Raw genomic sequence first — 24657 nt, 5'->3', positions numbered from 1 at the left:
TCTCATTACCATACTGACTATAGGGTTCCTGTAATCGCAATCCACAGAAAAAATGCCGTTCAGAATACGATTATTTCTGCCAATAACCTCTCCACTGACACATCTGATGCCTTAAGCGGTTGGAAAGTCGCCAGACACTCGCAACAAGAGTGGGGAGGATGCCAAGAGTACGATACACTCTGTGTATAACCGTATTGACTGAAAAATCCCGTATGTTCGGAAAAACCTGTTTCGCATTGGCATTCACCTGGCTGGCTTTGCCTGCACTGGCCGCACCACCGTCCGTGCCAACGCCGCCTGCTCCGCTGGAAAATATTCGCCAGAGCGGTTTTGTCTATTGTGTCAATGATGTCCTGAACACGTTTAACCCGCAGATGTCGCGCAGTGGCGTCACGATTGATACGCTGGCAGCCCAGCTTTACGATCGCCTGTTGGACGTCGATCCTTATACCTATCGTCTGATGCCAGAACTGGCTCAGCGTTGGGAAGTCTTGGACAACGGTTCGACATACCGTTTCTACCTGCGCCGCGATGTGCCGTTTCAGCACACCGCTTGGTTCAGCCCAACCCGCAATATGAACGCTGACGACGTGATATTCAGCTTCCAGCGCATGCTGGACGAAAAGCACCCGTATCATGATGTCAACGGCGGTGAATATCCCTACTTCGACAGCCTGCAATTCGCCGATTCGGTGCAAAGCATCCGCAAGCTGGGCGAATACAGCATTGAGATCCGCCTCAACAGCCCAGATGCCTCTTTCCTCTGGCATCTGGCCACGCACTACGCGCCGATTCTGTCCGCTGAATACGCACAACGTCTGGCAAAAGAAGATAAGAAAGAGCTGCTGGATCGCGAACCAGTTGGCACCGGCCCTTATCTGCTCAATGAATACCGCAACGGGCAATATATCCGGCTGACGCGCAACAGTGATTATTGGCGCGGCCTGCCACGCATGCGGCAAGTGGTTGTCGATCTCGGCTCCGGCGGTACGGGTCGCTTATCCAAGCTGTTGACGGGCGAATGTGATGTCCTCGCCTACCCAGCGGCGAGCCAGTTAACGATCCTGCGTAACGACCCGCGTCTGCGTCTTTCGCTACGCCCCGGCATGAACGTCGCCTATCTGGCCTTCAACGTGCGTAAACCGCCGTTGGACGACCGCCGCGTGCGGGAAGCCATCGCACTGGCGATCAATAACGACAGGCTGATGCAGTCGATCTATTACGGCACGGCGGAAACGGCGGCGTCTATTTTGCCCCGCGCGTCGTGGGCGTACGACAATGAATCGCAGATTACGGAATATAACCCGCAGAAAGCGCGGCAAATTTTGCAGGAACTGGGACTGACTAACCTAAACCTGCGCCTGTGGGTACCCAGCGCGTCACAGTCCTACAATCCCAGTCCGCTGAAAACGGCAGAGCTGATACAGGCCGATCTGGCGCAAATTGGCGTCACCGTGACCATCATTCCGGTGGAAGGCCGTTTTCAGGAAGCGCGGCTGATGGAACTTAGCCACGATTTAACGCTGGCGGGATGGGCAACGGACAGTAACGACCCGGACAGTTTTTTCCGACCACTGTTAAGCTGCGCGGCGATTCGCTCCCAGAGCAACTACGCGCACTGGTGCGATCCTACTTTTGATGAAGTACTGCAAAACGCGCTCTCGTCACAGCAGCTTTCTAAGCGGATTGACTATTATCAGCAGGCACAGCGTATTCTGGCAGAACAGTTACCCGTTCTGCCGCTGGCGTCGTCATTACGGCTGCTGGCCTACCGCTATGACATGAAAGGGCTGGTATTGAGTCCGTTCGGCAATGCCTCGTTCGCGGGCGTCTTCCGCGAGGAGCAACAGGCGCAGCAGAAGCCTTCTGCACCGGAAACCGTGGAGGAAGCACAGCCGTGATTATCTTTACCTTGCGACGTCTGGTGTTACTGATAGTGACCTTGTCACTGCTGACGCTGGTTGGCTTTAGCCTCAGTTACTACACGCCCAACGCCCCGCTCAACGGCGCGGCACTGTTTGATGCCTATCACTTTTATCTCACCAGCCTGCTTCAGGGAGATTTCGGTCGCTCTAGTATTAACGGACAGGCCATCAGCGAATTGCTGAAAGAAGTGTTCCCGGCCACGATCGAACTTTGTCTGCTGGCGTTTGCGCTCTCGCTGCTGGTCGGCATTCCACTGGGGATTACCGCCGGCGTAATGCAGAATCGCGGCGCGGACATTGTGATTAGCACACTGGCGCTCATCGGTTTTTCCCTGCCGGTGTTCTGGCTGGCACTGCTGCTGACGCTCTTCTTCTCGCTGCACCTCGGCTGGCTGCCGGTTTCAGGCCGTTTCGACCTGCTCTATCAGGTGAAAACCGTCACTGGGTTTGCGCTAATTGACGCCTGGCTGTCAGATTCGCCACATCGCGGCGAAATGATCGCCAGTGCCATCCGCCACCTGATTCTGCCGATTACCGTGCTGGCCGTCGGGCCGACCACCGAAGTGATTCGCCTGATGCGCGTCAGTACCACAGAAATCATCAGCAAAAATTACATTAAGGCAGCGGCAACGCGTGGGCTATCACGCTTTACGATCATTCGCCGCCACCTGATTCATAACGCGCTACCGCCGATTATTCCCAAACTGGGATTACAATTTTCCACCATGCTGACGCTGACGATGATTACCGAAGTGGTCTTTAACTGGCCGGGCGTGGGTCGCTGGCTGGTGAACGCCATTCGCCAACAGGATTACGCGGCCATTTCTGCGGGCGTGATGGTGGTTGGCGCGATGGTCATCACGGTCAACATCCTGTCCGATATTTGGGGTGCCATGGCAAATCCGTTAAAACACAAGGAATGGTATGCCCTTCGATAACGTTTATAGCGAAAAGCGGCTGCCTAGCCGACTAGGCGATACCTGGCGGGCCTTCCATCAGGATATGCTGGCGATGATCGGGCTATATGGCTTTCTGATCCTGATCGGCCTGTGCCTGTTCGGAAAATTTCTCGCGCCTTATGAAGTTGACCAGCAATTTTTGGGCTATCAATTGCTGCCCCCCTCTTGGTCACACTACGGTGAAGTCTCGTTCTTTCTTGGCACCGACGATTTAGGTCGCGACCAGCTAAGCCGCCTGCTAAGCGGAGCAGCACCAACCGTCGGCGCGTCGCTCATCGTCACCTACGCAGCAGCACTGTGCGGCATCGTGCTGGGCGTTTTTGCAGGCGTCACGCGTGGGCTTCGCTCTGCGATGCTCAACCATATTCTGGATACGCTGCTGTCCATTCCGTCGCTGCTGCTGGCGATTGTGGTCATCGCTTTTATCGGCCCTAAGCTCGAACATGCCATGCTCGCCGTCTGGCTGGCGCTGTTGCCCCGTATGGTGCGCACCATCTACAACGCCGTACACGATGAAATGGATAAAGAGTATGTGATCGCGGCTCGCCTCGACGGCGCTTCCACGTTTTATTTGGTCTGGTACGTCGTGCTGCCCAACATCGCCGCGCTGCTGGTTTCCGAATTTACCCGCGCGTTGTCGATCGCCATTCTGGATATCGCGGCGCTGGGCTTTCTCGATTTGGGCGCGCAGTTGCCGACCACCGAATGGGGTGCCCTGCTTGGCAACTCGCTGGAGCTGGTTTATGCCGCACCGTGGACCGTGATGCTGCCCGGCGCGGCTATCGCGCTGAGCGTGTTAATCGTCAACCTGCTGGGCGACGGCATCCGCCGCGCGCTCGTCGCGGAAACGGAATAAGAGGCAACGACTCCCTATGCCATTACTTGATATCCGTAACCTGACGATTGAATTTCTGACTCCCGACGGCGCGGTAAAAGCCGTTGACCGCGTCAGTATGACGCTGAGCGAAGGCGAAATTCGCGGGCTGGTGGGCGAATCCGGATCCGGTAAAAGCCTGATTGCTAAAGCCATCTGCGGGATCACCAAAGAGAACTGGCGCGTAACCGCCGATCGCTTCCGCTTCGATGACATCGACCTGCTGCAACTGTCGTCGCGCGAGCGACGTAAGCTGGTCGGCCATAACGTCTCCATGATTTTCCAGGAGCCGCAATCCTGTCTCGATCCGTCCGAAAGTGTAGGTCGGCAGTTGGTACAGGCGATTCCCAACTGGACGTATAAAGGTCGCTGGTGGCAGCGATTTAACTGGCGCAAGCGCCGCGCGATCGAACTGCTGCACCGCGTCGGGATTAAAGATCACAAAGACATTATGGGCAGCTATCCCTATGAGCTGAGCGACGGCGAGTGCCAGAAAGTGATGATAGCTATCGCGCTGGCAAATCAGCCGCGTCTGCTGATTGCCGATGAACCAACCAACGCCATGGAATCGACCACGCAGGCACAGATTTTCCGCCTGCTGTCGCGCCTGAACCAGAACAATAACACCACGATTCTGCTGATCAGCCATGACCTGCAAACCATGAGCAAATGGGCTGATCGGATTAACGTGCTCTATTGCGGTCAAACGGTGGAAAGCGCCACCAGTGAAGATTTGATCACCGCGCCGCATCATCCTTATACGCAGGCGCTGATTCGCGCAATGCCCGATTTCGGTCGCTCACTGCCGCACAAAAGCCGGCTGAACACCCTGAACGGCGCGATTCCTTCGCTGGAACACTTGCCCATTGGTTGCCGACTTGGCCCGCGCTGCCCTTATTCACAAAAGCAGTGTATGCAAACGCCGCCGCTGCTCTCCATTAAGAACCACTTATATGCCTGCCACTTTCCGCTCAACATGGAGGAACCGTAATGGTTGAGATGCTGCTTGAAGCCCGCAACCTGACCAAGACGTTCCGCTACCGGACCGGGCTGTTTCGTCGTCAGCATGTTGAGGCGGTAAAATCCGTCAGCTTTACGCTACGTGAGCGGCAAACGCTCGCCATCATCGGCGAGAATGGATCAGGGAAATCAACGCTGGCTAAAATGCTGTCAGGCATGATTGCCCCGACGTCCGGCGAGCTGGTTATTGACGATCACCCGCTGCACTACGGCGATTACCGCTACCGCAGCCAGCGCATCCGCATGATCTTTCAGGATGCGAGCAATGCGCTCAATCCGCGCCAGCGCATCGGGCAACTGCTGGATGTCCCACTGCGACTGAATACCGATCTCAGCGCCGAAGCGCGTGAAAGAGCGATTAATCAGGCGCTGCATCAGGTCGGGCTACGTCCCGATCACGCCTATTACTACCCGCATGCGCTCGCGCCGGGGCAAAAACAGCGTGTCGGTCTGGCGCGTGCGCTGATCCTGCAACCGAAAGTGATTGTCGCCGATGAGGCGCTGGCGTCACTGGATATGTCTATGCGGTCACAGATTATCAATCTGATGCTGGAGTTACAGGAAAAGCACGGTATCTCTTATATTTACGTGACGCAGCATCTGGGCATGATGAAGCACATCAGCGACCAGATTCTGGTGATGCAAGCAGGCGAAGTGGTCGAACGCGGCAGTACCGCCGATGTGTTGTCCGCCCCGCTACATGACCTGACGAAACGTTTGATTGCCAGCCACTTCGGCGAAGCGCTCAGCGCCGATGCCTGGCGACGCGACGGCGCACAACGTTAATCTCCGCGCACCACGGCGGTATCCCCGCGACAGCCACAGGGCTGTGGAAAAAGGGGGATACTGCTCGGAGTACCCCTACCGTCCCCAACATGGTAGAATTGCGCGGTTTATTCATCTCGGTCGTCACTTGCCGCGTACGTTTACGGGCACAGAAGTGGCGATCGCAGCAACAATGATCACAAGGATTACTGCTATGGGTTTTCTTACCGGTAAGCGCATTCTGGTAACAGGTGTTGCCAGCAACCGTTCTATTGCCTACGGTATTGCACAAGCAATGCAGCGCGAAGGTGCCGAACTGGCCTTCACGTATCAGAACGACAAATTGAAAGCACGCGTTGAAGGCTTTGCCAGCGAACTGGGTTCCAGCATCGTTCTGCCGTGTGATGTCGCTGAAGATGCCAGCATCGAAGCACTGTTTACCGAACTGGCTAACGTATGGCCGAACTTTGATGGCTTCGTGCATTCTATTGCTTACGCACCGGGCGACCAACTGGACGGTGACTACGTTGATGCCGTTACCCGTGAAGGTTTCAGCATTTCTCACGATATCAGCTCTTACAGCTTCGTCGCGATGGCGAAAGCCTGCCGTAAGATGCTGAACCCGAACTCTGCGCTGGTTACCCTGTCCTACCTGGGTGCTGAGCGTGCTATCCCTAACTACAACGTGATGGGTCTGGCAAAAGCGTCTCTGGAAGCGAACGTACGTTACATGGCGAACGCCATGGGTGCTCAGGGCGTGCGCGTCAACGCCATCTCTGCGGGCCCGATTCGTACATTGGCTGCCTCCGGCATCAAAGACTTCAAGAAAATGCTGTCTCATTGCGAAGCCGTTACGCCAATCCGCCGTGTCGTTACCATTGAAGATGTGGGCAACTCTGCTGCGTTCCTGTGTTCCGATCTGGCTGCCGGTATCTCCGGTGAAGTCCTGCACGTTGACGGCGGTTTCAGCATCGCCGCAATGAACGAGCTGGAACTGAAATAAGTCATCACGGTAAACCGTTTTTGACAAAAATGCGCTCTTAGAAAAGAGCGCATTTTTAGTTAGCAATAAATACGATGAACGCGTTTATGATTCCATGCATGTCTCTGCCTGCGTCGCTTCTGGAACAACTTCTTGAAGCCGTATCGTGGATAGCGTTCAGCCATATCGGTCAGAGCCTCAATTACCGGTTCATCACGCCGGGTGTCGGGCTGGTAAAAATACACCGTCCTGCTCAGCGATAACGTCCTGTATGCCTGGCGGATGCTCATCGTAAACTGCGCGGTCAGGTAACTGACGAGTTCACGCTTTATCGCTGGTTTTAAAGCTTTTTTCGATAACATCTTTGAGTGCCCGGCACTCCAAACTCAGATCGGCAAACATCTGTTTCAGTCGCCGGTTTTCGTCTTCCAGACCTTTCATTTTTTTGATATCAGACGCCTCCATACCGCCAAACTTCGCTTTCCAGTTGTAATACGAGGCCTCAGATATCCCTGCTTCGCGGCAGACGTCTTTCACGGTACGCCAGGCTTCAACGGACTTCAACACAGCGATGATCTGGTGCTCGGTAAATCGGGCTTTGCACATAACGATCTTCTCAACGGAACATAATCAATATGTAGGAAGATCTCTAAAAGTGAATGGCTCGGTTAAGCTGGATACTTACAGGGACACATACACACTGATTATGACACACCATCATTATTCTTTTGATTCATGGAAATGGTATGTTTTTGAAAAAAAATATCGAAAAAATAAAAAAAAATTATTTTGCATTTAATGAGCGCATTCTTTTATTAAAAAAAGAATTTAATTCTGAAAGTATTAGTTATTTTATTATCACAAACCATTAACGATAATGATTTTCATTTGACTTCCTTTGAAAAATGCCACATAGTCAAAACGCACCTTATATAGTGCGTTAAAAGGAGATAACCATGAAAAGAAATAACCATGCAGTAAAAAAGGACGTTGATTCAGATTATAAAAATCATGTCGAACCTTCATTGGTTTTACATAAAGTTAAAGGTAAAGCCAGTGTCATAACCAAAGGTGGTGATGGCCCAATATCCGAATACTTTATTGCGATGTCAGGTACAGGTTTTGTAGACTTAAGCCAAGGTAATCGTTATGGCTAATTTTTAAAGTTACACATGCAATATATTATATAAAAAACCAATGACATGCTGTCATATAAAGGCTGTTTTATTTTTCAAGCGGCCTTTTATTTATCAGAAAGGAGGCTAAATGTTAAGACTTGCCAAGCATAAGAATGACATCGTTATTCTGGATATTATAAATGATGAGTTTAATATTATAGAAGAAAACGATGGTGGTAAAGAAATTTATAACTCAGCCTCGAATTATCTAGATATAATTAATAAAACAAATTTAGAATTAGTTAACAATTACCTTATATGTGAGAGGCGTTGTGGTGATGTACATTATACAGGATTCCTAGAGGAACGTTGGTTTATGCCTTCTCCAGATGTGAGAAGGCTTGTAGATGTTGATATAATATATAGCTTTTTTAGATTATTCCAATGCATAAATATAACAGAGGAAAAAAGTTTTTTAGGGATAATCTGTGATTTACATAAAGTAAGACTTGAGTCAAAAAAATCGGATACTGAACTAAATTTTGATATAATTGACAAATATAAAACCCATCTTGAGATAATATTTCCATTTTTTAGAAAAAAAAGCAATTGCTTAACGTACTCATATTTTCTTGCAAAGCGACTCATTCATCATGGAATGGCTGCAGTAGTCGTAGTTGGTATAAGAACACAACCATTTTATAGCCATGCATGGGTTGAGATCGATGGAAAGGTCATAAACGATGAATGTGACATTAGAGATAAATTAACAGTGATTCTAGTTATCTAAACAAAAAGTGAGGGATTATGTTCTACATAACTAAAACGGATGAAAGTGAAGATAATAGCCATTCTTACAATTATTGCAACGGTTGGTCCTTCATTAAGGATAATTGTCAAAGTATATCAATTGGTAATGAAAGTTTTTTACTTTTTGGCATTGCGCAAAAAAATAACAACCCACTAAAAATCTCTGACTATGTATTCACTAATAATCCATTATCTAATATAGAAAAAGACCTTAAATCCTGCAATGGATATTTTTGCTTTATACACATATCTGACTCGGTCAGTATTTATACAAGTTTATATTGTTGTATGGAGATTTTTTATTTCGTTAGTGATGGGGAATGTATTATCACATCCGACTATAGGATGCTAATACAATCTAGTAAATCAACAGAAATCGATATTAATTATTGCAACCACTTTATTAATAATAAAGATGGTTTAACTGACTTAACATTTTATAAAAAATTAAAAAAGGTGCATTCTGGGACCGTATATAAATTTAACAAAAATGGAGGGATCGAAATTAATTCATTTTTTCCAGAAAAAACATCATTATCTATAACTGATATAATTAAAGAAGCAGTAGAAATTATATCAAAAAAACACAGTGATATTAATCTTTTTTTATCTGGCGGATTAGATTCTACGGTTTTATTTCTTTCACTCAAAGAGAGTGAAATTGATTTCACATGCTATAATATAGCTCCATATGAGAAAGAAAAAGAAATCGACTCAGAAATAGAAGATGTCAAATATTTATGTAACAAATACAATGTTAGTAATTACATTTTAAGTAATAACATCTCTATTGTATCTAATCCGTTCAATAAAGATTCTAATATAAACAGCCCAAATTATATAAAAATTAACGAAATTGAAACAATAAATAATAATGAATATATAAAAAAGTCTGCATCTCCTCTTAGTCTATTTATTTCAGGGCATGGTGGTGACAGTGTCTTCGTACAAAATCCATCCAGTAGAATTGTGAAGGATTGTATTCTAAGGTTAAAACCTTTTCTAGCCTTGATAAAAGCGCGCGAACTTTCAATGCTGAAAGGCCGTAGTCTTTTCGAGATATTCGCTCATGCCTTCTCACGTACAGGGGACACGAATCCCTCGCCTGTCTGGATTGACGAACTGCCAATAATCAATGATTGCATTCATCCTTGGATAAAAAATGAAAATAAGAATACAATTAGATATCAATACATTAAAGACTTAATTATACTAATTTCTGGCAGCCAATTTTTATCACATAACTCATCGTCATGCATATATCCATATTTATTTAATAAAACAATTTCATATCAGCTAAATTTTCCATATGAACTGACTTTCAACCGTTATTTTGATAGAGCGAACATAAGAGAGGAGGCTATGTCAAAGTATAATTGTTCTCTTTTGTATAAGAAGAAAAAAAGGTCTTCGTCTGTTTTATTGTTTAGCTTGATGGTAAAAAACGTTAAATTCTTTAAAGAAATATTATATGAAAATAAAGATTTTTTAGATAAAATAAATGTTAACTATGATAGTTTAATTGAATCCATTGATTATAACTCTAAAATTTCCATACAACACGATCATTACAATATTTTACGATTAATTAAACTTACTCTCTATAAGAAAATTTTAGAAGGTGTTAAATGAAAATCTTAATAAATATACTAAAAGGTTTATCATCGATTTTATCAATTAAATCTAAAGTATCATTTCTTGTTATTATATTACTGTCATTTCTTTCAATAACAACCGCAACATTAACACCTGTAATAATGTCAAAACTCACAGATAAATTAAACGAAAGTACAACATTATCAGATCAAAACCTGGGGGTGATTGTATGGTTAGGATTAGGGTATGTTATATTAATATCTTTAACAAAATCAGTTAATTTTATTTCATTATATATGCAAAGCATGTTGAGAGTTAATTGTTTGTCCTCAGTAAGCCACTATTACTTAAAAGATATTTATTACAAAAATAAAATTAAAAAAAATGGGGAAAACACAGGAAGCATGGCTCAAAGATTGAACAATATAAATAACGATTTATATTCATTAATTAACAATTTTGTCTTTAATATCATCCCTCCTGTTCTTCAAATTTTCTTCAGTTTGACTATAATAGTATTTACTGGTGATTTTATAGTTGCATCACTGTTTCTCATATACATAATTTCCTTTATGGTATTTAATCATAAATTTACAAAAAAAATAATTAAAGCCCGAACTGATCTCATGGATTCGGGTATACGTGCATATGCCCTTCTCACCGACAGCGTAAAGAACATATCTGCTGCGAGATCTTGTAATAGTTTTGATTTTTATTTTAAAAGATACAACGATTACTTATCCAAGGATGTCATCATTCAAAAAAAATACTGGAAAAAAAACTCATTATTAATAGGTTTTTCATCTTTAATTAATGTTTTATTTTTCAGTTTTACATTTATATTTACATTATTAAGAGTTATTAATGGAGAAGTTAGCCTTGGTCATTTCGTTATGATCTCATCCTATATATTTCTTCTATCCTCCCCACTTGACAATATAGGTTCAATGTTAAGCCAAATAAAACAATCTACTATTTCACTCGGTCCATTTTTTGATGGGATGAAAAATAGTGGAAAAATTTCTTACAAAGATTTCTCTACAGTTCGAACTGCAGTTTCACTTGATATAGTTAACCTATCCCATAGTTATGAAGATAATCTTATTCTAAATGAGGTAACACTCAGTATTCTACCTGGAAAATTTGTAACCGTAACAGGTAGAAGTGGGTCCGGAAAAACAACACTTGTAAATCTCATAACACTAAATTTACCTCCTGATGCTAATAAAATTTTCATTGATGGTATTGATGTTAAAGAAATATCACCAGACATATTAAATGAATTACAATATTATGTAACACAAGATGATAATATTTTTATGGATAGCGTTGAATTTAACTTAAGAATTGCAAACCCAAATGCAACAAGAAACCAACTTCTTGAGGCTATTGAGCTTTCCAACCTTTCTTCCGAGTTTTCGATGATTAACGATGACATTCTATCGTTAAAATTAGGAGATAATGGTGAAACTTTATCTGGTGGACAGAGGCAGCGTTTATCGCTTGCAAGACTATTTTTGAGATCGCCAAAATTGATAATACTTGACGAAATAACTTCATCATTGGATTTAGAAAACGAACGTAAATTAATGAATAATATTAGAAAAAAATTCCCTTTATCCACAATAATAAACATTAGCCACCGTGAATCCACCTTTAAATATTCAGATATTGTAATGAAAATTGAAAATGGTTTTTTAATTCACGGTAAAGAGACAAACTAAAAGTGTAACATTGGAAAAGTAAAAACCCACCTTTTGAAGAGATGAATTTAAAGTGGGGCTCCCTAGAAGGGAGCCTTGTTCGTTTTAATCCTGTAACAACTCCATCTGCTGTTCGTATTCTTGGTCCTTCTTATCCTGATGCCTCACATAACGTCTTATAATTTCTTCGTTCACTCCAACCGTGTCAGCAAAGTAACCCCTTGCCCAAAAATTATTGATCCTACCCACGTAAAGTGGACACAATCCTAAGCGAGGTTTTGGTTTTCAAACTGTTCCAAGTTGAGACCGCCACATGCACTGTGCCAGAACCAGAACCAGAACCAGAACCAGAACCAGAACCAGAACCAGAACCAGCGATTGTAATCGCACGCGATATAATTAAACACCGCCGTTCGCATTATTTCCCTACTGGCAAAATGCTCTCCGCGTAGGCATTGTCGTAACAGCATCCCTTTGCGTTCATACTGCCTCGTAGATTATGGCCTTTCAGCATGGCCTGATAATCTGCTGAACGGTACTGACCACCGTGAACAATAACAGGTAAATGACCACGGCAAGATACAACCAGCCGTCATCTGTACGTAAATAAGTGATCTCGCCTACACATTTTTGATTCGGGCCGCTGGCGATGAAATCCTGCTTCAGCAGATTTTCAGACACAGGTAGGCCATGGTCTCAGTAGCTGACGGGACTGAACTTTCGGGCGGCTTTTGCCCTTAGCCCTTGACGACGCAGGCTGGCAGCAAGGGGGGTCACGTTATATTCCGGTAGCTCATCAGCCAGTCGTAAGACACCGTAACGCTTTTTGGCGTTATTGAATGCCTTCCTGACGGCATCATCGCAGACAAGCCGGAACCGCTGACACGAGTTAATCTGATGACATCGACACCGCCAGACATACCAACCACTGCGGGCAACCTGGAACACCCGATACATGGCTTTGATACTGAACGCTGCCCGATGTTTTTCGATAAAGACATAATTCAAAAAAAATTCATAACGCAATAAAGTTGTATTTATATATTTTCAACATAGGCAGTAGTCCTGAATAGTCAAGCCACCGAATAATCCTGATCCAGCAATTCAAACACATAATGCCGCTGAGAAGAAAAAATAATATCTCGGTTTTTCGTCACAAAGATGGCTTCAATGTCCGGTTGATGTTGTAGAAACTCAATACCCGCGCTCACGCCCATGCCATAGAGCAGCGTGGTGTAGATATCGCCGTCGAGAGAGTCGTTCGAGATAACGGTGACGCTGTGCAGTTCATTATCCAGCGGATACCCCGTCCGGGGATCGAGAATATGGTGATAGATACGGTCATCCACGGTAAAAAATCGTTCATAGACGCCGGATGTCACCACGGATTTATTCTTCACCTTAATGATGCCCAGCAGGCTATCGCGATCCGCGAAAGGCTTCTGTAACCCGACGCTCCATAGCCCTTGCTCATCCGTCAACGCGCTACCAATAGCGAGCACGTTCCCCCTAGATTGATCAGCGCATCCTGAATAGCATGTTGATGCAGAACATCTCGAACGATATCGGCAATATAGCCTTTCGCAATCGCGCCCAGATCGATCTCCATCCCGACGCTTTCTAGCAACACGGCGTGATCCTGCTCTCTGAGAATAATGCGCTCGGGGTGCGTTAATGCCAGCGCCTGCTGTATCGATTCCTGATCAGGTACCGTGCTGCCGCTAAAACCGATTTTCCATAGCTTGACGACAGGGCCAATCGCCACGTTAAAGCCACTGTTTTCAATCAGGCTCACCGCTCTGGCGCGCTTAATCAGTTCAAAGACAACCGGGCTGACCGACACATAATCGTTCCCCGCCGCGTGGTTGATGCTCATGACTTCCGACTGCGCCCGATTAACAGTTAGCTGGTCTTCGAGCTGCTTGATGCGTTGAAAAACCTGCCTGACGGCGGTTTCATCATGGACGAACAGTTTGAGCAGGATGGGACTGCCCATCAGATGAACGGAGTAGACATAAGCGTTATCGACAGAAGGCATACGGTGACTCCTATGATCGAATGGCGGTACAGAGAGGAAACGACCAGACAATGGCGAGCGCCCTTTCAGACGCCCGCCATCGGCCTTACCCTTTTATCACGTTATCTTCTCTCACTTACTCTTCTACCAGCATGGGTTGATTTTCAGCCGTTTTCACCACAGCTTTCGCGAACTTTGCCTTGCGCGCCTTTGTCGGGAATGCGCCAGAATGACGCGGTGCCCGCGCATAGGCCGCAGCCTGAATCCCCGCCTGAATACCGAAGATAATAATATCCGCGACAGCGTTGCCACCAATGCGGTTCGCCCCGTGAATACCGCCAACCACTTCCCCTGCGGCATAAGCCCCAGAGATCGTCTCTTTATGGCGATTCAGCACTTCCGCTTTTTCGTTAATGGTCACCCCGCCCATCGTATGATGCACGCCCGGTGCTACCTTAATCGCGTAGTAAGGTGCCTGGTTCAGCGGATCGCGCATCCCCGTGGTACGGCCAAAATCTTCATCGTGTTTGTCGGCAATAAAGGCATTGTAACGTTCGAGCGAGGCGTGCAGCGCCGCTTGTGGCATGTCGAGCGTGTCGGCCAGTTCAGCGATGCTGTCCGCGCTGACGGTCAGCCCTTGTGCGACATACTCTTCAACGGCCCGATTGCGGTTTCTTACCTGCTCATCGAACAGGATGTACGCGTACTCTTCCGGCAGGTTGACGATGGCAGACGAGACGTTATCCCGCGTCTCCATTTCGTTAAAGAACCGTTCTCCGCGCTGCGATACCAGAATGGCTCCACCGCCGCGAATAGATTCGGAGATCAGATAAGAGGTGGTCTGCTCAACCGTTGGATGGGTTTGAATTTCGCCCATGTCCACCGTATCCGCGCCGATCTGTTCCAGCAGGCGAATACCACCACCCGTAGCGCCTTTGTGGTTGGTGGTGACGAAGCCTTTCAGATCTGGGCGGTATGACTCCACCATCGCCTGATTGGCACTAAAACCGCCCGTGGCAACAATCACCGCTTTTGTCGCAATCAGGCTCTCTTCGTGCTCATCATTAACGACTCTAACAGCGGTCACTTTGCCCTTCTCTTGCACAATTTCGGTCACCGACGTTTCCAGCAGCACCTCGATATTGTATTTATTAAGGTTCTTAATCAGCCCGCTGACCAGATAGCCGCCCACCGCTGCGCCATTGGCAGGGCGATGCGTTCTGTCAACGCTCATGCCGCCCGTCGTGGTGATATCGCTCAGTTCGATGTCGTGCTGCGCCAACCAGTTAATCGCGCCAGACGCGTGCTCGACAAAATACTGCACCAGCGCTGGGTTATTCTTCTGCTTTCCGCTTTTCAGGGTTTCGTTATAGAACAGCGTGTGGCTATCTTCGATGCCCCTATTTTGCTGGAAGATGGTTCCCGCCGCGTTCATACCGGCAGAGGCTTTGATGGTGTTGCCGCCGATGACTGGCATCTTTTCAATGACGATAACGCGCGCGCCCTCTTCGCTGGCCTGAATGGCCGCCGCCAGCCCTGCGCCGCCGCTGCCAATCACCACCACGTCCGCTTCGCGGCGCGCATCCGGGTTACCGCCATCGGCGATAATGGCGTCTTTGCTGGATTTCACCATCGCCTTGGTGACGGCCTTTTTAATCGCCTCACTCTGCGCCGTTGCGCCCGTTACGGCGTCAACGTGTGGGCTATTGGTATCCAGAATGCGCTCACGGATAATGTCAAAACTGATTTTCAGTGAATCATCAATATCGCTATTATCCAACGCAATGTCGGCGACCCTATTCTGCTCAAAATGGATGGTAATTTGCAGTTCGCCACCTTCATCCTGAACGTTTTCCTGATAAGCGCCGGATTTAAATTTCTTACCGGTTAAATTCACGTCCCGAATCATGGCTTCAACTAATGAAAAGCGCCACAGCGGTTCAGGAATCGTTAATGTTTCGCGTTTATCGCTGGCAATATAAAGCTCAAGTTTTTCCTGCTCGGCAATGCGATCCGTCCAGTCTGGATAAGCAATACAGGCTCTGCCAACGGCAATCAGGTCATAACCATTTTCTAACGCCGCGTCTGCATCTGCCTGGTTGACAATATCTCCCACGCCAATTACCGGAATCGCGGCTAATGTCGCAGAACGACGGGCAACATATTTTTTAATCAGCGGCGTCGGATCGTTTGTTTCGACAATCGATGAACGCAGAATATTTCCCATAGAGAAGTGGACATAATCCAGCCCGCGTGCCGCTAATTTTTCCAGCAGATAGAGCGAATCATCAAAATGAATGCCGGGTTCTTCGATCTCTTCTGGCGAGAAACGATAGCCGATGATAAACGAAGGATCGGCGTATTTATCCGCGACTTCGTGGGTGATATCCAACACTGCCAGCGGGAAGGCGGCACGTTTGTCACGGCTGCCACCCCATTTATCTGAGCGCTGATTAGAGTGGGGAGAATAGAATTGCTGAATCAGGTAGGTATTCGCGCCGTGAATTTCCACACCATCGAAACCCGCCTGAATGGCGCGATGGACGGCATCGCCAAACTTGCCGATCATGGCGTCAACCTCATCGCCCGACAGGGCAACCGGAACAATGGCTCCCGCACGCGGCGCGGCAATCGCGCTCGGGGCAACCGGCGTCGCACCACCGATAAAACGGGGTTCGACCATACGGCCGCCGTGATAAATTTGCAGGATCGCCGTCGACCCTTTTTCTTTAATCGCCGTCGCTATTTTGGTCAGTCCGGCAATTTTGTCGTCGTTGTCTATCCCTATCGCGCCGGGAAAAGCCAACCCTTTGTCATCAATAAAACAGCATTCCACAATAACGGTGCCGATGCTGCCTGCTCTGGCCTGATAATATTCCACCAGCTCTTTGGTCACGCTCCCATCGTAAAAACCGCTACAGGTGGTCATCGGTGCCATCAGTACACGGTTTTTCAGCGTCACGCCGTTGGGGAGAGTAAAAGCAGCAAATAAATCATGGTGACTATTCTTCATAATGAATACTCCACTTAAAATAAAATCTTGTTCGAAAAAGCCATGTTTTTCTTTTAATCATTAATTTTTCTGGCTGATAATTTGCGAACTTATTACTTACCAAGTATCTATTTTTTTTAATGTTATAAAATGTTTTCTTAGTATTTAAACTATTTTGTAGATCTGCTTTTATTAGGGGTATTGGCACAACTCTTTTTTATATTTAATATTCCATTCACTTCATTAACATCTTCTTATCCTTAAAATAACTAATCGGATGTTATTTATATTCTGCATAACAAAAAACGCCTCGGTAATAACACCGAGGCGCAAATACGCGTCATACTTCAAGCCGCAGGTGCGTTGGCTGCATTACTCGGTACACTTACGTGTACCTCACCCCGTTGGGGCCGCTGCAAGCAGCGTTCAAATCCACCTCTGGCAGATTTGTCGCTCACCCGAATCACTTACCTGAGTAAGCTCATCGGGATTCCCTCTTTTTGCCGCCTTCCTGTAACTCGAATTATTTAGCGTATAGAACAATAGAAATAGGGTGATTATTGGTGTTGATAGGTCGCCCTGCGGACACCGTTAATATACAGCTGGCGCTGCTCGCCCTTCCGATGTGAACGTCACGTCAATGCGCTGGCTATCCGCACGGATTTCCCAGCGAAGCCACAGCGCGTTTCCTTCACGCCATTGCCACGTCTCACCATCGTCCTCAAACAACAGCCCGCAATCGCAGCAAGGTATAAAAATACGGCAGTAGACGGTAGCGCAGCGCAATGGCACTGCGTATCGCAGGCGTTACCGCACGATACATCCACGGTTCGTTTACCGTCTGATCGTCATTCCAGGAGTGAATAGTGAAGCGCGGGTGCATCACGCCGTTTTGAACCCAGCGCACAAAAAGTTCGGCGTCCGGCTTGCCGCCCGAAAACCCGCCGACGTCGTGCCCAACATTAAACAAGCCGGACAGGCTCATCCCTATTCCCATCCGGGTGTTGTAGCGTAGCGTCTGCCCGTTGGTGCGGTTATCGCCGCTCCAGGTCTGCACATAGCGCTGCATTCCCGCACACCGATTGATTGGCGAGTTCTCCGCCCACTATCTCTTTGAACAAAGTCACCATAACGTATCGACTAAGCCTGCAACCACACCTGCGCCGCGTCAAAGAAGTTCTGCGCCAGCGGCGTCGCTCTGCCAGCCTGGGCAACAACAACAGCCGCACGACGGCGCATCGGCGGAAATTGCAGCGGCCGTAGCGTTAACGCGGGCGTCATTTCGGGGATCAGGCTGCCGTGAGGGACTATGCCGCACCCAAGCCCGACATAGGTGCTTTGGAGCAGTTGCAGGACAGAAGCGCTTTCCACCTTGACCCACGGCGAGACGCCCATTTCACGGAAATGGCTATCCAGATAGCGACGGAAATAGCGGCTGGCTTCCGCCAGACAGAGCGGGGTCTCAGAAAGCGCATCGAGAGGCAGTGGCGTCTCTCCCACCAGTTTTGGAAAATGGTGCGGATGGAATAAGAGATCAACACCCTGCTCCTTCAGCGGCGACGCCTGAAAGTGCAGTTCCTGTAGCGTCGAAAATTCAAAAAAGCCGATACCGACATCCACCGAATGCGCATTCAGCGCTTCCAGCAGTTGATCCGCACTGAACAGCGAGATCTGAAAATCCAGTTGCGGATAAACCTTGTTCACCGCTGCCAGTAGGCTCGACAGCGCGATACTGCTTTGCGGCACCGCGCCGATGCGCAATACACCACTCACGCCACGTTTCAGCGATGCGACTTCCAGTTTTAACCCCTGATAAACCGAGACGATTTCCCGCGCCCAGGCCAGCACGCGCTCACCTTCGGCTGTGAAGCCTTCAAAATTATTACCCCGATTGATTAACGCCAGATCCAGCTCTCGCTCCAGATTTTTCAACCGCATGGAGAGCGTGGGCTGACTAACAAAACTGGCTTCCGCTGCCCGGCCAAAATGGCGCTCTTTCTCCAGATTGCACAGGTATTGCAGTTGCTTAATATCCATCGTCAGGCTCGATCGTCAGACACAGTAGTGGGTAAGTCCCGAGTATACCATCGATAAATCGCCTCTATCCCACCATAGCCGCATTTGATTAGACGCGATCGCTGGCGGCACCTAAACTTCCCTTAGGAGCAAATATTTAAAATTTTGTTCACATAAAAAAAACATTATCACCTGCGGAACGTATATGAAATTCAAACCATCCATCAAGCCATACCGCAATGCGGCTGGCGGCTGGGGCTCGTTGGAAGCCACCACGCGCTTTGTCCTCGACAGCAAGCAAGCGCTGAAAAATATCCGAAACTTGTTGCGGGTCAATAAATCGAAAGGATTTGACTGCCCCGGCTGTGCCTGGGGTGATGACAACAGCAGCACGTTCAGCTTCTGTGAAAACGGCGCGAAAGCGGTCAGTTGGGAAGCGACGCGCAAAGCGGTCGATCTGGATTTTTTCGCCGCCCATAGCGTCACGACGCTACGTCAGCAGAGCAACTATTTCCTTGAGTATCAGGGCCGCTTAACCCACCCGATGCGTTACGACCGCGCCAGCGATCGCTATGTCCCTATCAGTTGGGACGCCGCGTTTGCGCTGATCGCTCACCATATCGGTAACATGGCACACCCTAATCAGGTGGAACTTTATACGTCTGGCCGTGCCAGCAATGAAGCGTCTTATCTGTATCAGCTTTTTGGTCGCATGCTGGGCACCAACAATTTCCCTGACTGCTCGAACATGTGCCATGAAGCTAGCGGAATCGGTCTGAAACAAAGTATCGGCGTGGGTAAAGGCACTATCCGGCTGGATGATTTCGAACACGCTGACGCGATTTTCGTCTTCGGGCAGAACCCCGGCACCAATCACCCGCGTATGCTGCACAGCCTTCGTCATGCCGCCGATCGTGGCGCGCACGTCGTCTCGTTTAATACGCTACGCGAGCGCGGTTTGGAGCGTTTTGCCAATCCGCAGAATCCGCTGGAGTTGCTCACGCCGCTGTCTGGCACCATTAGCGAAACCTACCTGCAACCCAATTTGGGTGGCGATATGGCTGCCGTGCGCGGCATGGTAAAAGCCCTGTTGGAAACGCATCGCCAGCGCCTGTCTGCCGGGGAAGCCGGTTTATTCGATCAGGATTTCCTGTCCACGCATACCCAGCAGGTGGACGACTATCTTACTGTGGTTGATGCCACAAGCTGGCAGAAAATTGAACAACAGTCCGGCCTGAGCGAAGCGCAATTACGCTATGTCGCAGCGATTTATCAGCAGTCGCCGCGTGTGATTTGCACCTGGGCGATGGGGATTACCCAGCACAAACACTCTGTCGCCACCGTGCGGGAAATCGTGAACCTGCAACTGCTGTTCGGGCAATTGGGAAAACCGGGCGCGGGGCTGTGTCCGGTACGCGGTCATAGTAATGTGCAGGGCAATCGCACCATGGGGATCGATGAGAAGCCGACGGCCGCGTTTCTCGATCGTCTGGCAGCGCATTATGACTTCACGCCGCCTTATGCCGCAGGCCACAACACGGTAGAAGCGCTGGAAGCGATGCTGCGCGACGAGATAAAAGTGCTGATCGCGCTGGGCGGTAACCTCGCCGCCGCGGCACCCGATTCGGCCCGTACCGAAGAAGCGCTCAGCCGCTGCGATCTGACCGTACACATCAGTACCAAGCTCAACCGCAGCCATCTGATTACCGGCAACGTCGATGCATTGATTCTGCCAACGCTCGGCCGTACCGATCTCGATATGCAGGCTAGCGGTGCGCAGTTTATTACCGTCGAAGACTCCTTCAGCATGGTGCACGCGTCACAGGGCGTCGGGCAGCCCCTTTCGCCGTTGCAGCGCTCGGAAACGGCGATTGTTGCGGGGATTGCCAATGCGGTGCTTGGCCATGAAAAACTCGACTGGCTAGCGCTGGCGGACGATTATTCACGTATCCGCGACCATATCGCCGCAACCGTTCCCGGCTTTACGGATTTCAATGCCAACTGCGACCTGCCGGGCGGATTCTATCTCGGTAACGCGGCCGCTGAACTGCACTTCAATACCCTCAACGGGAAAGCGCAATTCAGCCATGCCGCGCTGCCCGACACGCTGTTTCCCCAGCTACAAGGCAGCGACGTGCCTTTTACTCTGCAAACCCTGCGTTCACACGACCAGTACAACACCACGATTTATGGTCTGGATGACCGCTATCGCGGCGTGTATGGGCAGCGGGAAGTGCTATTCATGCACCCGGATGACATCAGCGCGCTGGGACTGGAAGACGGCGATCGGGTCGATATAGAAACCCTGTGGAACGACGGCATTACCCGCATCGTCAACGGTTTCAAGCTGGTGAGCTACGCGATTCCGCGCGGTAATCTGGCAGCCTATTATCCCGAAACCAACCCGTTGGTGCCGCTGTCCAGCTTTGGGGATGAAACGCACACGCCGACCTCTAAATCCGTGCCGGTTAGCGTTCGTCGTAGTACGCAAGCCGAGTCTCTGCTGCGTATCGCCTAAGAATCTGTCCACTAGGCGGCAATTCATCACATCAACTACTCTGCCGTGCCGTGAGATCAATTGCGTGCACGGCAGGTGGATGCATTCGAATCAGCGTTGACTTTACTCGGGTTTATCCGCGCTTCTGCTGCCGATCTGCGCCTACGCCACCCCCGATTATTCTTGCCGCCAGCACCCGATTCGAGTAAAACTGTGAACTGCTAATTGGGCTACTCACAACCGTATTTCTGGACGCTATGTTTCAAGATAATCCGCTGCTTGCACAGCTAAAACAGCAACTTCACTCTCAGACACCGCGTGTTGAAGGTGTCGTCAAAGGTACCGATAAAGGATTCGGCTTCCTTGAAGCTGACGGACAAAAAAGCTATTTCATTCCCCCTCCGCACATGAAAAAAGTGATGCACGGTGACCGGATTACCGCCACCCTACATACGGAAAAAGAGCGGGAAATTGTCGAGCCAGAAACGCTGATCGAACCCTTCCTTACCCGATTTGTTGGGCGCATCCATAAAAAAGACGATCGTTTATCCATTACGCCTGACCATCCGTTGCTGAAAGATGCCATCCCTTGCCGCGCCGCGCGCGATGTCACACACGATTTTCAGGAAGGCGATTGGGCCGTAGCCGAAATGCGCCGTCACCCGTTGAAGGGCGACCGTGGATTTCATGCTGAACTGACGCAGTACATCACCACGGGCGATGACCCACTGGTACCGTGGTGGGTGACATTGTCACGCCATAATCTGGAGCGCTCAGCCCCAGAGGTTGAAACGACTGAGCGCCATGACGGCGAACTCGTCCGTGAAGATCTCACCGCACTGAGCTTTGTCACTATCGACAGCGCGAGCACTGAAGATATGGACGATGCGCTGTACGTGAAGGACAACGGTGATGGTTCACTGCAATTAACCATCGCGATTGCCGATCCAACCGCGTATGTCGCGGCGGGTAGCGAGCTGGACAACATGGCACGCCAGCGCGCCTTCACCAACTATCTGCCCGGCTTCAATATCCCGATGCTGCCGCGCCCGCTGTCGGACGATATCTGTTCCCTACGCCCGGACGAGCGTCGCCCTGTTCTTGCCTGTCGCGTGACGATTGCCGCCGACGGTGCGCTGGGTGACGACATTCACTTCTTTGCCGCTTGGATCGAATCCAAAGCCAAATTAGCGTATGACAACGTCTCTGACTGGCTGGAAAATCAAGGAGAATGGCAGCCGCAAAACGACGCGATTGCCGAACAAATTCGTTTGCTGCACCGCCTATGTGTAGCACGCAGCGACTGGCGCACCACCCATGCGCTGGTATTTAAAGATCGCCCAGATTACCGCTTCCTGCTGGGTGAAAAAGGCGACGTGTTGGATATCGTGGTTGAACATCGCCGCATCGCCAACCGTATCGTTGAAGAATCCATGATTGCCGCCAACGTCTGTGCGGCCATTGTGCTGCGCGATAAGCTGGGCTTCGGCATCTACAACGTGCATAACGGCTTCGATCCTGCCTCGATTGAACAGGCGGTTGCCGTGCTGGACACCCACGGCGTTCAAGCCGATGCGCAAGTGCTGTTGACGCTGGAAGGCTTCTGTACGCTGCGCCGCGAGCTGGATGCCCAGCCGACGCAGTTCCTGGACAGCCGCATTCGCCGCTTCCAATCGTTTGCGGAAGTCAGTACCACACCGGGGCCGCACTTCGGTCTGGGGCTGGAAGCCTATGCCACCTGGACCTCGCCGATCCGTAAATACGGCGATATGGTGAACCACCGTTTGTTGAAAGCGGTTATCACCGGACAGGTCGCGGAAAAACCGCAGGACGACGTCACGGTTCAGTTGGCTGAACGCCGCCGCCTTAATCGTATGGCTGAGCGCGATGTCGGCGACTGGCTGTACGCCCGCTACCTCAAAGATAAAGCCGGTACGGATAGTCGCTTCAATGCGGAAATCATTGACGTCACACGCGGTGGCCTGCGCGTTCGTCTGCTGGATAACGGCGCAGTGGCATTTATCCCGTCCTCCTTTATCCACGCCGTACGCGATGAACTGGTGTGCAGTCAGGAAATGGGCACCCTGTCAGTGAAAGGCGACGTGGTTTATCGTCAGGGGGATACACTGGACGTCGTCATTGCTGAAGTTCGTCTGGAAACCCGCAGCATCGTGGCGAAACCTGCCGCCTAAGTGCCATGCCGCCGAGTCATCTCGGCGGACGTGCAACCCTCATCACAGGAGTGTTCCTGATGAAGAAAATAACAATCGGTACATCCGCGATACAGGCTTCCAACATTGCGTTGGGCTGTATGCGAATGGCGAAGAAAAGCACGAGTGAAGCGGCTGACATCCTCAATGCCTCCGTCGAGGCAGGCATCGATTTCTTCGATCACGCTGATATCTATGGCTCAGGTTTGTCGGAGGAGATTTTCGCCGCAGGTTTACAGAAAACCGCCATCCGCCGAGAATCAATTTTTCTGCAATCCAAATGTGGCATTCGTCAGGGCTTTTTTGACTTCTCGAAGGCGCACATCATCACGTCCGTCGAAGGTAGCTTGCAACGTTTAAAAACAGACTATCTCGATACGCTCCTGCTGCACCGCCCGGACACGCTGTTTGAACCCGATGAAGTCGCCGCCGCCTTTGATGAACTGGAAAGCAGCGGAAAAGTGCGCCATTTCGGCGTCAGTAATCAGAATCCGTTGCAGATTGAGCTGCTGAAGCAGTCCGTACGCCAGCCGCTTATCGCCAACCAATTACAGTTCAGCATTATGCACACGGGCATGATTGATGCCGGATTTAACGTGAATATGACGAATCCAGCATCGGTGAATCACGATGGCGCGATTCTGGAATACAGCCGCCTGAATACGATGACAATTCAGGCCTGGTCGCCTTTCCAGTACGGCTTTTTTGATGGTGTGTTCCTCGATAACGAGAAGTTCCCCAAACTGAACGCTACCCTTGATCGCCTCGCTGAGCAGCACCGCGTCACCAATACTGCGATCGCCACCGCGTGGATCTTGCGTCACCCTGCCGCGATGCAGGTGATTATCGGCACCATGAGTCCAGAACGTATCCGTGACATCGCGGCGGCGTCTACCCTGTCGCTCAGCCGCGAAGAATGGTACGAAATTTACCGTTCCGCCGGAAATGTTCTGCCTTAAACGTATCGGCCCTGCCATTCTCTGAATTTTCCTCGGCAAGGCCATCTTGTTTTTACAGCACTTATTTTTATCGCTCTCTCACGTTAGCCATTGTTTACGCTTTAAGTTTCTTTATAGAAATTCACGTCCGCTCACATTTTCTCATCCATTTCCTTCTCTTCGCCATTAAACCCACTATTGTTAAATTGCATTAACACCCGCGCTATATACCTCA

At 49.2% G+C, this 24657-nt stretch carries 15 protein-coding genes and 5 pseudogenes; 13 read left to right on the top strand and 7 right to left on the bottom strand.

Annotated elements, in window-relative coordinates; translation table 11 throughout:
* Positions 1–212 precede the first annotated feature (212 nt).
* The 6 genes from sapA to fabI all read left to right on the top strand — a co-directional run bounded on the left by sapA (position 213) and on the right by fabI (position 6546).
* A complete protein-coding gene (gene sapA, locus EO763_RS09815; protein WP_161528824.1) occupies positions 213–1901 on the top strand; it encodes an ABC transporter substrate-binding protein SapA in 1689 nt (562 codons plus the stop codon).
* On the top strand, positions 1898–2863 hold the full coding sequence (sapB, locus tag EO763_RS09810; protein WP_010295825.1) for a putrescine export ABC transporter permease SapB: 966 nt from the start codon (positions 1898–1900) through the stop codon (positions 2861–2863). Before sapA ends, sapB begins: the two co-directional genes overlap by 4 nt.
* Positions 2850–3740, top strand: coding sequence for a putrescine export ABC transporter permease SapC (sapC, locus tag EO763_RS09805; protein ID WP_010295823.1), 891 nt, complete (start codon positions 2850–2852; stop codon positions 3738–3740). The genes sapB and sapC overlap by 14 nt, the downstream gene beginning before the upstream one ends.
* A gap of 16 nt (positions 3741–3756) precedes the next feature.
* Positions 3757–4749 carry a putrescine export ABC transporter ATP-binding protein SapD gene (sapD, locus tag EO763_RS09800; RefSeq protein WP_161528823.1) on the top strand — a complete coding sequence of 331 codons (993 nt, stop codon included), beginning with the start codon at positions 3757–3759 and terminating at the stop codon, positions 4747–4749.
* Positions 4749–5564 (top strand): putrescine export ABC transporter ATP-binding protein SapF, encoded by an 816-nt coding sequence (gene sapF / locus EO763_RS09795; RefSeq protein ID WP_010276730.1) that lies wholly within the window; start codon positions 4749–4751, stop codon positions 5562–5564. The genes sapD and sapF overlap by 1 nt, the downstream gene beginning before the upstream one ends.
* Positions 5565–5757: 193 nt before the next feature.
* A complete protein-coding gene (fabI, locus tag EO763_RS09790) occupies positions 5758–6546 on the top strand; it encodes an enoyl-ACP reductase FabI (RefSeq protein ID WP_010276729.1) in 789 nt (262 codons plus the stop codon).
* A gap of 62 nt (positions 6547–6608) precedes the next feature.
* Here fabI and EO763_RS09785 read toward each other — a convergent pair.
* A pseudogene (locus EO763_RS09785) lies at positions 6609–7131 on the bottom strand (transposase); the annotation flags it as partial.
* Between the two features lie 350 nt (positions 7132–7481).
* Here EO763_RS09785 and EO763_RS09780 point away from each other — a divergent pair.
* The 4 genes from EO763_RS09780 to EO763_RS09765 all read left to right on the top strand — a co-directional run bounded on the left by EO763_RS09780 (position 7482) and on the right by EO763_RS09765 (position 11773).
* Positions 7482–7682 carry an acinetodin/klebsidin/J25 family lasso peptide gene (locus EO763_RS09780; protein ID WP_161528822.1) on the top strand — a complete coding sequence of 67 codons (201 nt, stop codon included), beginning with the start codon at positions 7482–7484 and terminating at the stop codon, positions 7680–7682.
* Positions 7683–7791: 109 nt separating this feature from the next.
* Positions 7792–8433, top strand: a complete 642-nt coding sequence (locus EO763_RS09775) for a lasso peptide biosynthesis B2 protein (protein WP_161528821.1) — start codon at positions 7792–7794, stop codon at positions 8431–8433.
* 17 nt (positions 8434–8450) lie between these two features.
* Positions 8451–10085: an adenine nucleotide alpha hydrolase family protein gene (locus EO763_RS09770; RefSeq protein WP_161528820.1), complete on the top strand. Its 1635-nt coding sequence runs from the start codon at positions 8451–8453 to the stop codon at positions 10083–10085.
* The gene (locus EO763_RS09765; RefSeq protein ID WP_161528819.1) at positions 10082–11773 is read left to right on the top strand and encodes an ATP-binding cassette domain-containing protein; all 1692 of its coding nucleotides are present in this window, start codon (positions 10082–10084) and stop codon (positions 11771–11773) included. Before EO763_RS09770 ends, EO763_RS09765 begins: the two co-directional genes overlap by 4 nt.
* Before the next feature lie 84 nt (positions 11774–11857).
* Here the strand turns inward: EO763_RS09765 and EO763_RS09760 are convergent.
* From EO763_RS09760 to EO763_RS09735, 6 genes and pseudogenes are all read right to left on the bottom strand, one after another.
* A pseudogene (locus tag EO763_RS09760) lies at positions 11858–11989 on the bottom strand (IS200/IS605 family transposase); the annotation flags it as partial.
* 29 nt (positions 11990–12018) lie between these two features.
* A pseudogene (locus EO763_RS09755) lies at positions 12019–12757 on the bottom strand (IS3 family transposase); the annotation flags it as partial.
* A 68-nt stretch (positions 12758–12825) separates the two neighbouring features.
* Positions 12826–13790, bottom strand: a pseudogene (locus EO763_RS09750) (FAD:protein FMN transferase).
* Positions 13791–13905: 115 nt separating this feature from the next.
* Complete coding sequence (locus EO763_RS09745) at positions 13906–16782, bottom strand: flavocytochrome c (protein WP_161528818.1); 2877 nt, start codon at positions 16780–16782, stop codon at positions 13906–13908.
* A gap of 536 nt (positions 16783–17318) precedes the next feature.
* Positions 17319–17839, bottom strand: a pseudogene (locus EO763_RS09740) (TIM-barrel domain-containing protein); the annotation flags it as partial.
* Between the two features lie 62 nt (positions 17840–17901).
* Complete coding sequence (locus EO763_RS09735) at positions 17902–18798, bottom strand: LysR family transcriptional regulator (RefSeq protein ID WP_161528817.1); 897 nt, start codon at positions 18796–18798, stop codon at positions 17902–17904.
* A gap of 184 nt (positions 18799–18982) precedes the next feature.
* Here EO763_RS09735 and EO763_RS09730 point away from each other — a divergent pair, with 184 nt between their 5' ends.
* The 3 genes from EO763_RS09730 to EO763_RS09720 all read left to right on the top strand — a co-directional run bounded on the left by EO763_RS09730 (position 18983) and on the right by EO763_RS09720 (position 24443).
* Positions 18983–21295 carry an FdhF/YdeP family oxidoreductase gene (locus EO763_RS09730; RefSeq protein WP_161528816.1) on the top strand — a complete coding sequence of 771 codons (2313 nt, stop codon included), beginning with the start codon at positions 18983–18985 and terminating at the stop codon, positions 21293–21295.
* Between the two features lie 236 nt (positions 21296–21531).
* On the top strand, positions 21532–23466 hold the full coding sequence (locus EO763_RS09725; protein ID WP_161528815.1) for an exoribonuclease II: 1935 nt from the start codon (positions 21532–21534) through the stop codon (positions 23464–23466).
* A 59-nt stretch (positions 23467–23525) separates the two neighbouring features.
* Complete coding sequence (locus tag EO763_RS09720) at positions 23526–24443, top strand: aldo/keto reductase (RefSeq protein WP_039489188.1); 918 nt, start codon at positions 23526–23528, stop codon at positions 24441–24443.
* Positions 24444–24657 lie beyond the last annotated feature (214 nt).

The sequence above is a fragment of the Pectobacterium odoriferum genome, from assembly GCF_009931295.1.
Lineage (GTDB): Bacteria > Pseudomonadota > Gammaproteobacteria > Enterobacterales > Enterobacteriaceae > Pectobacterium > Pectobacterium odoriferum.
Note: the sequence above shows the minus strand (reverse complement) of the source record. Positions and strands in the feature narration are given on the sequence as shown.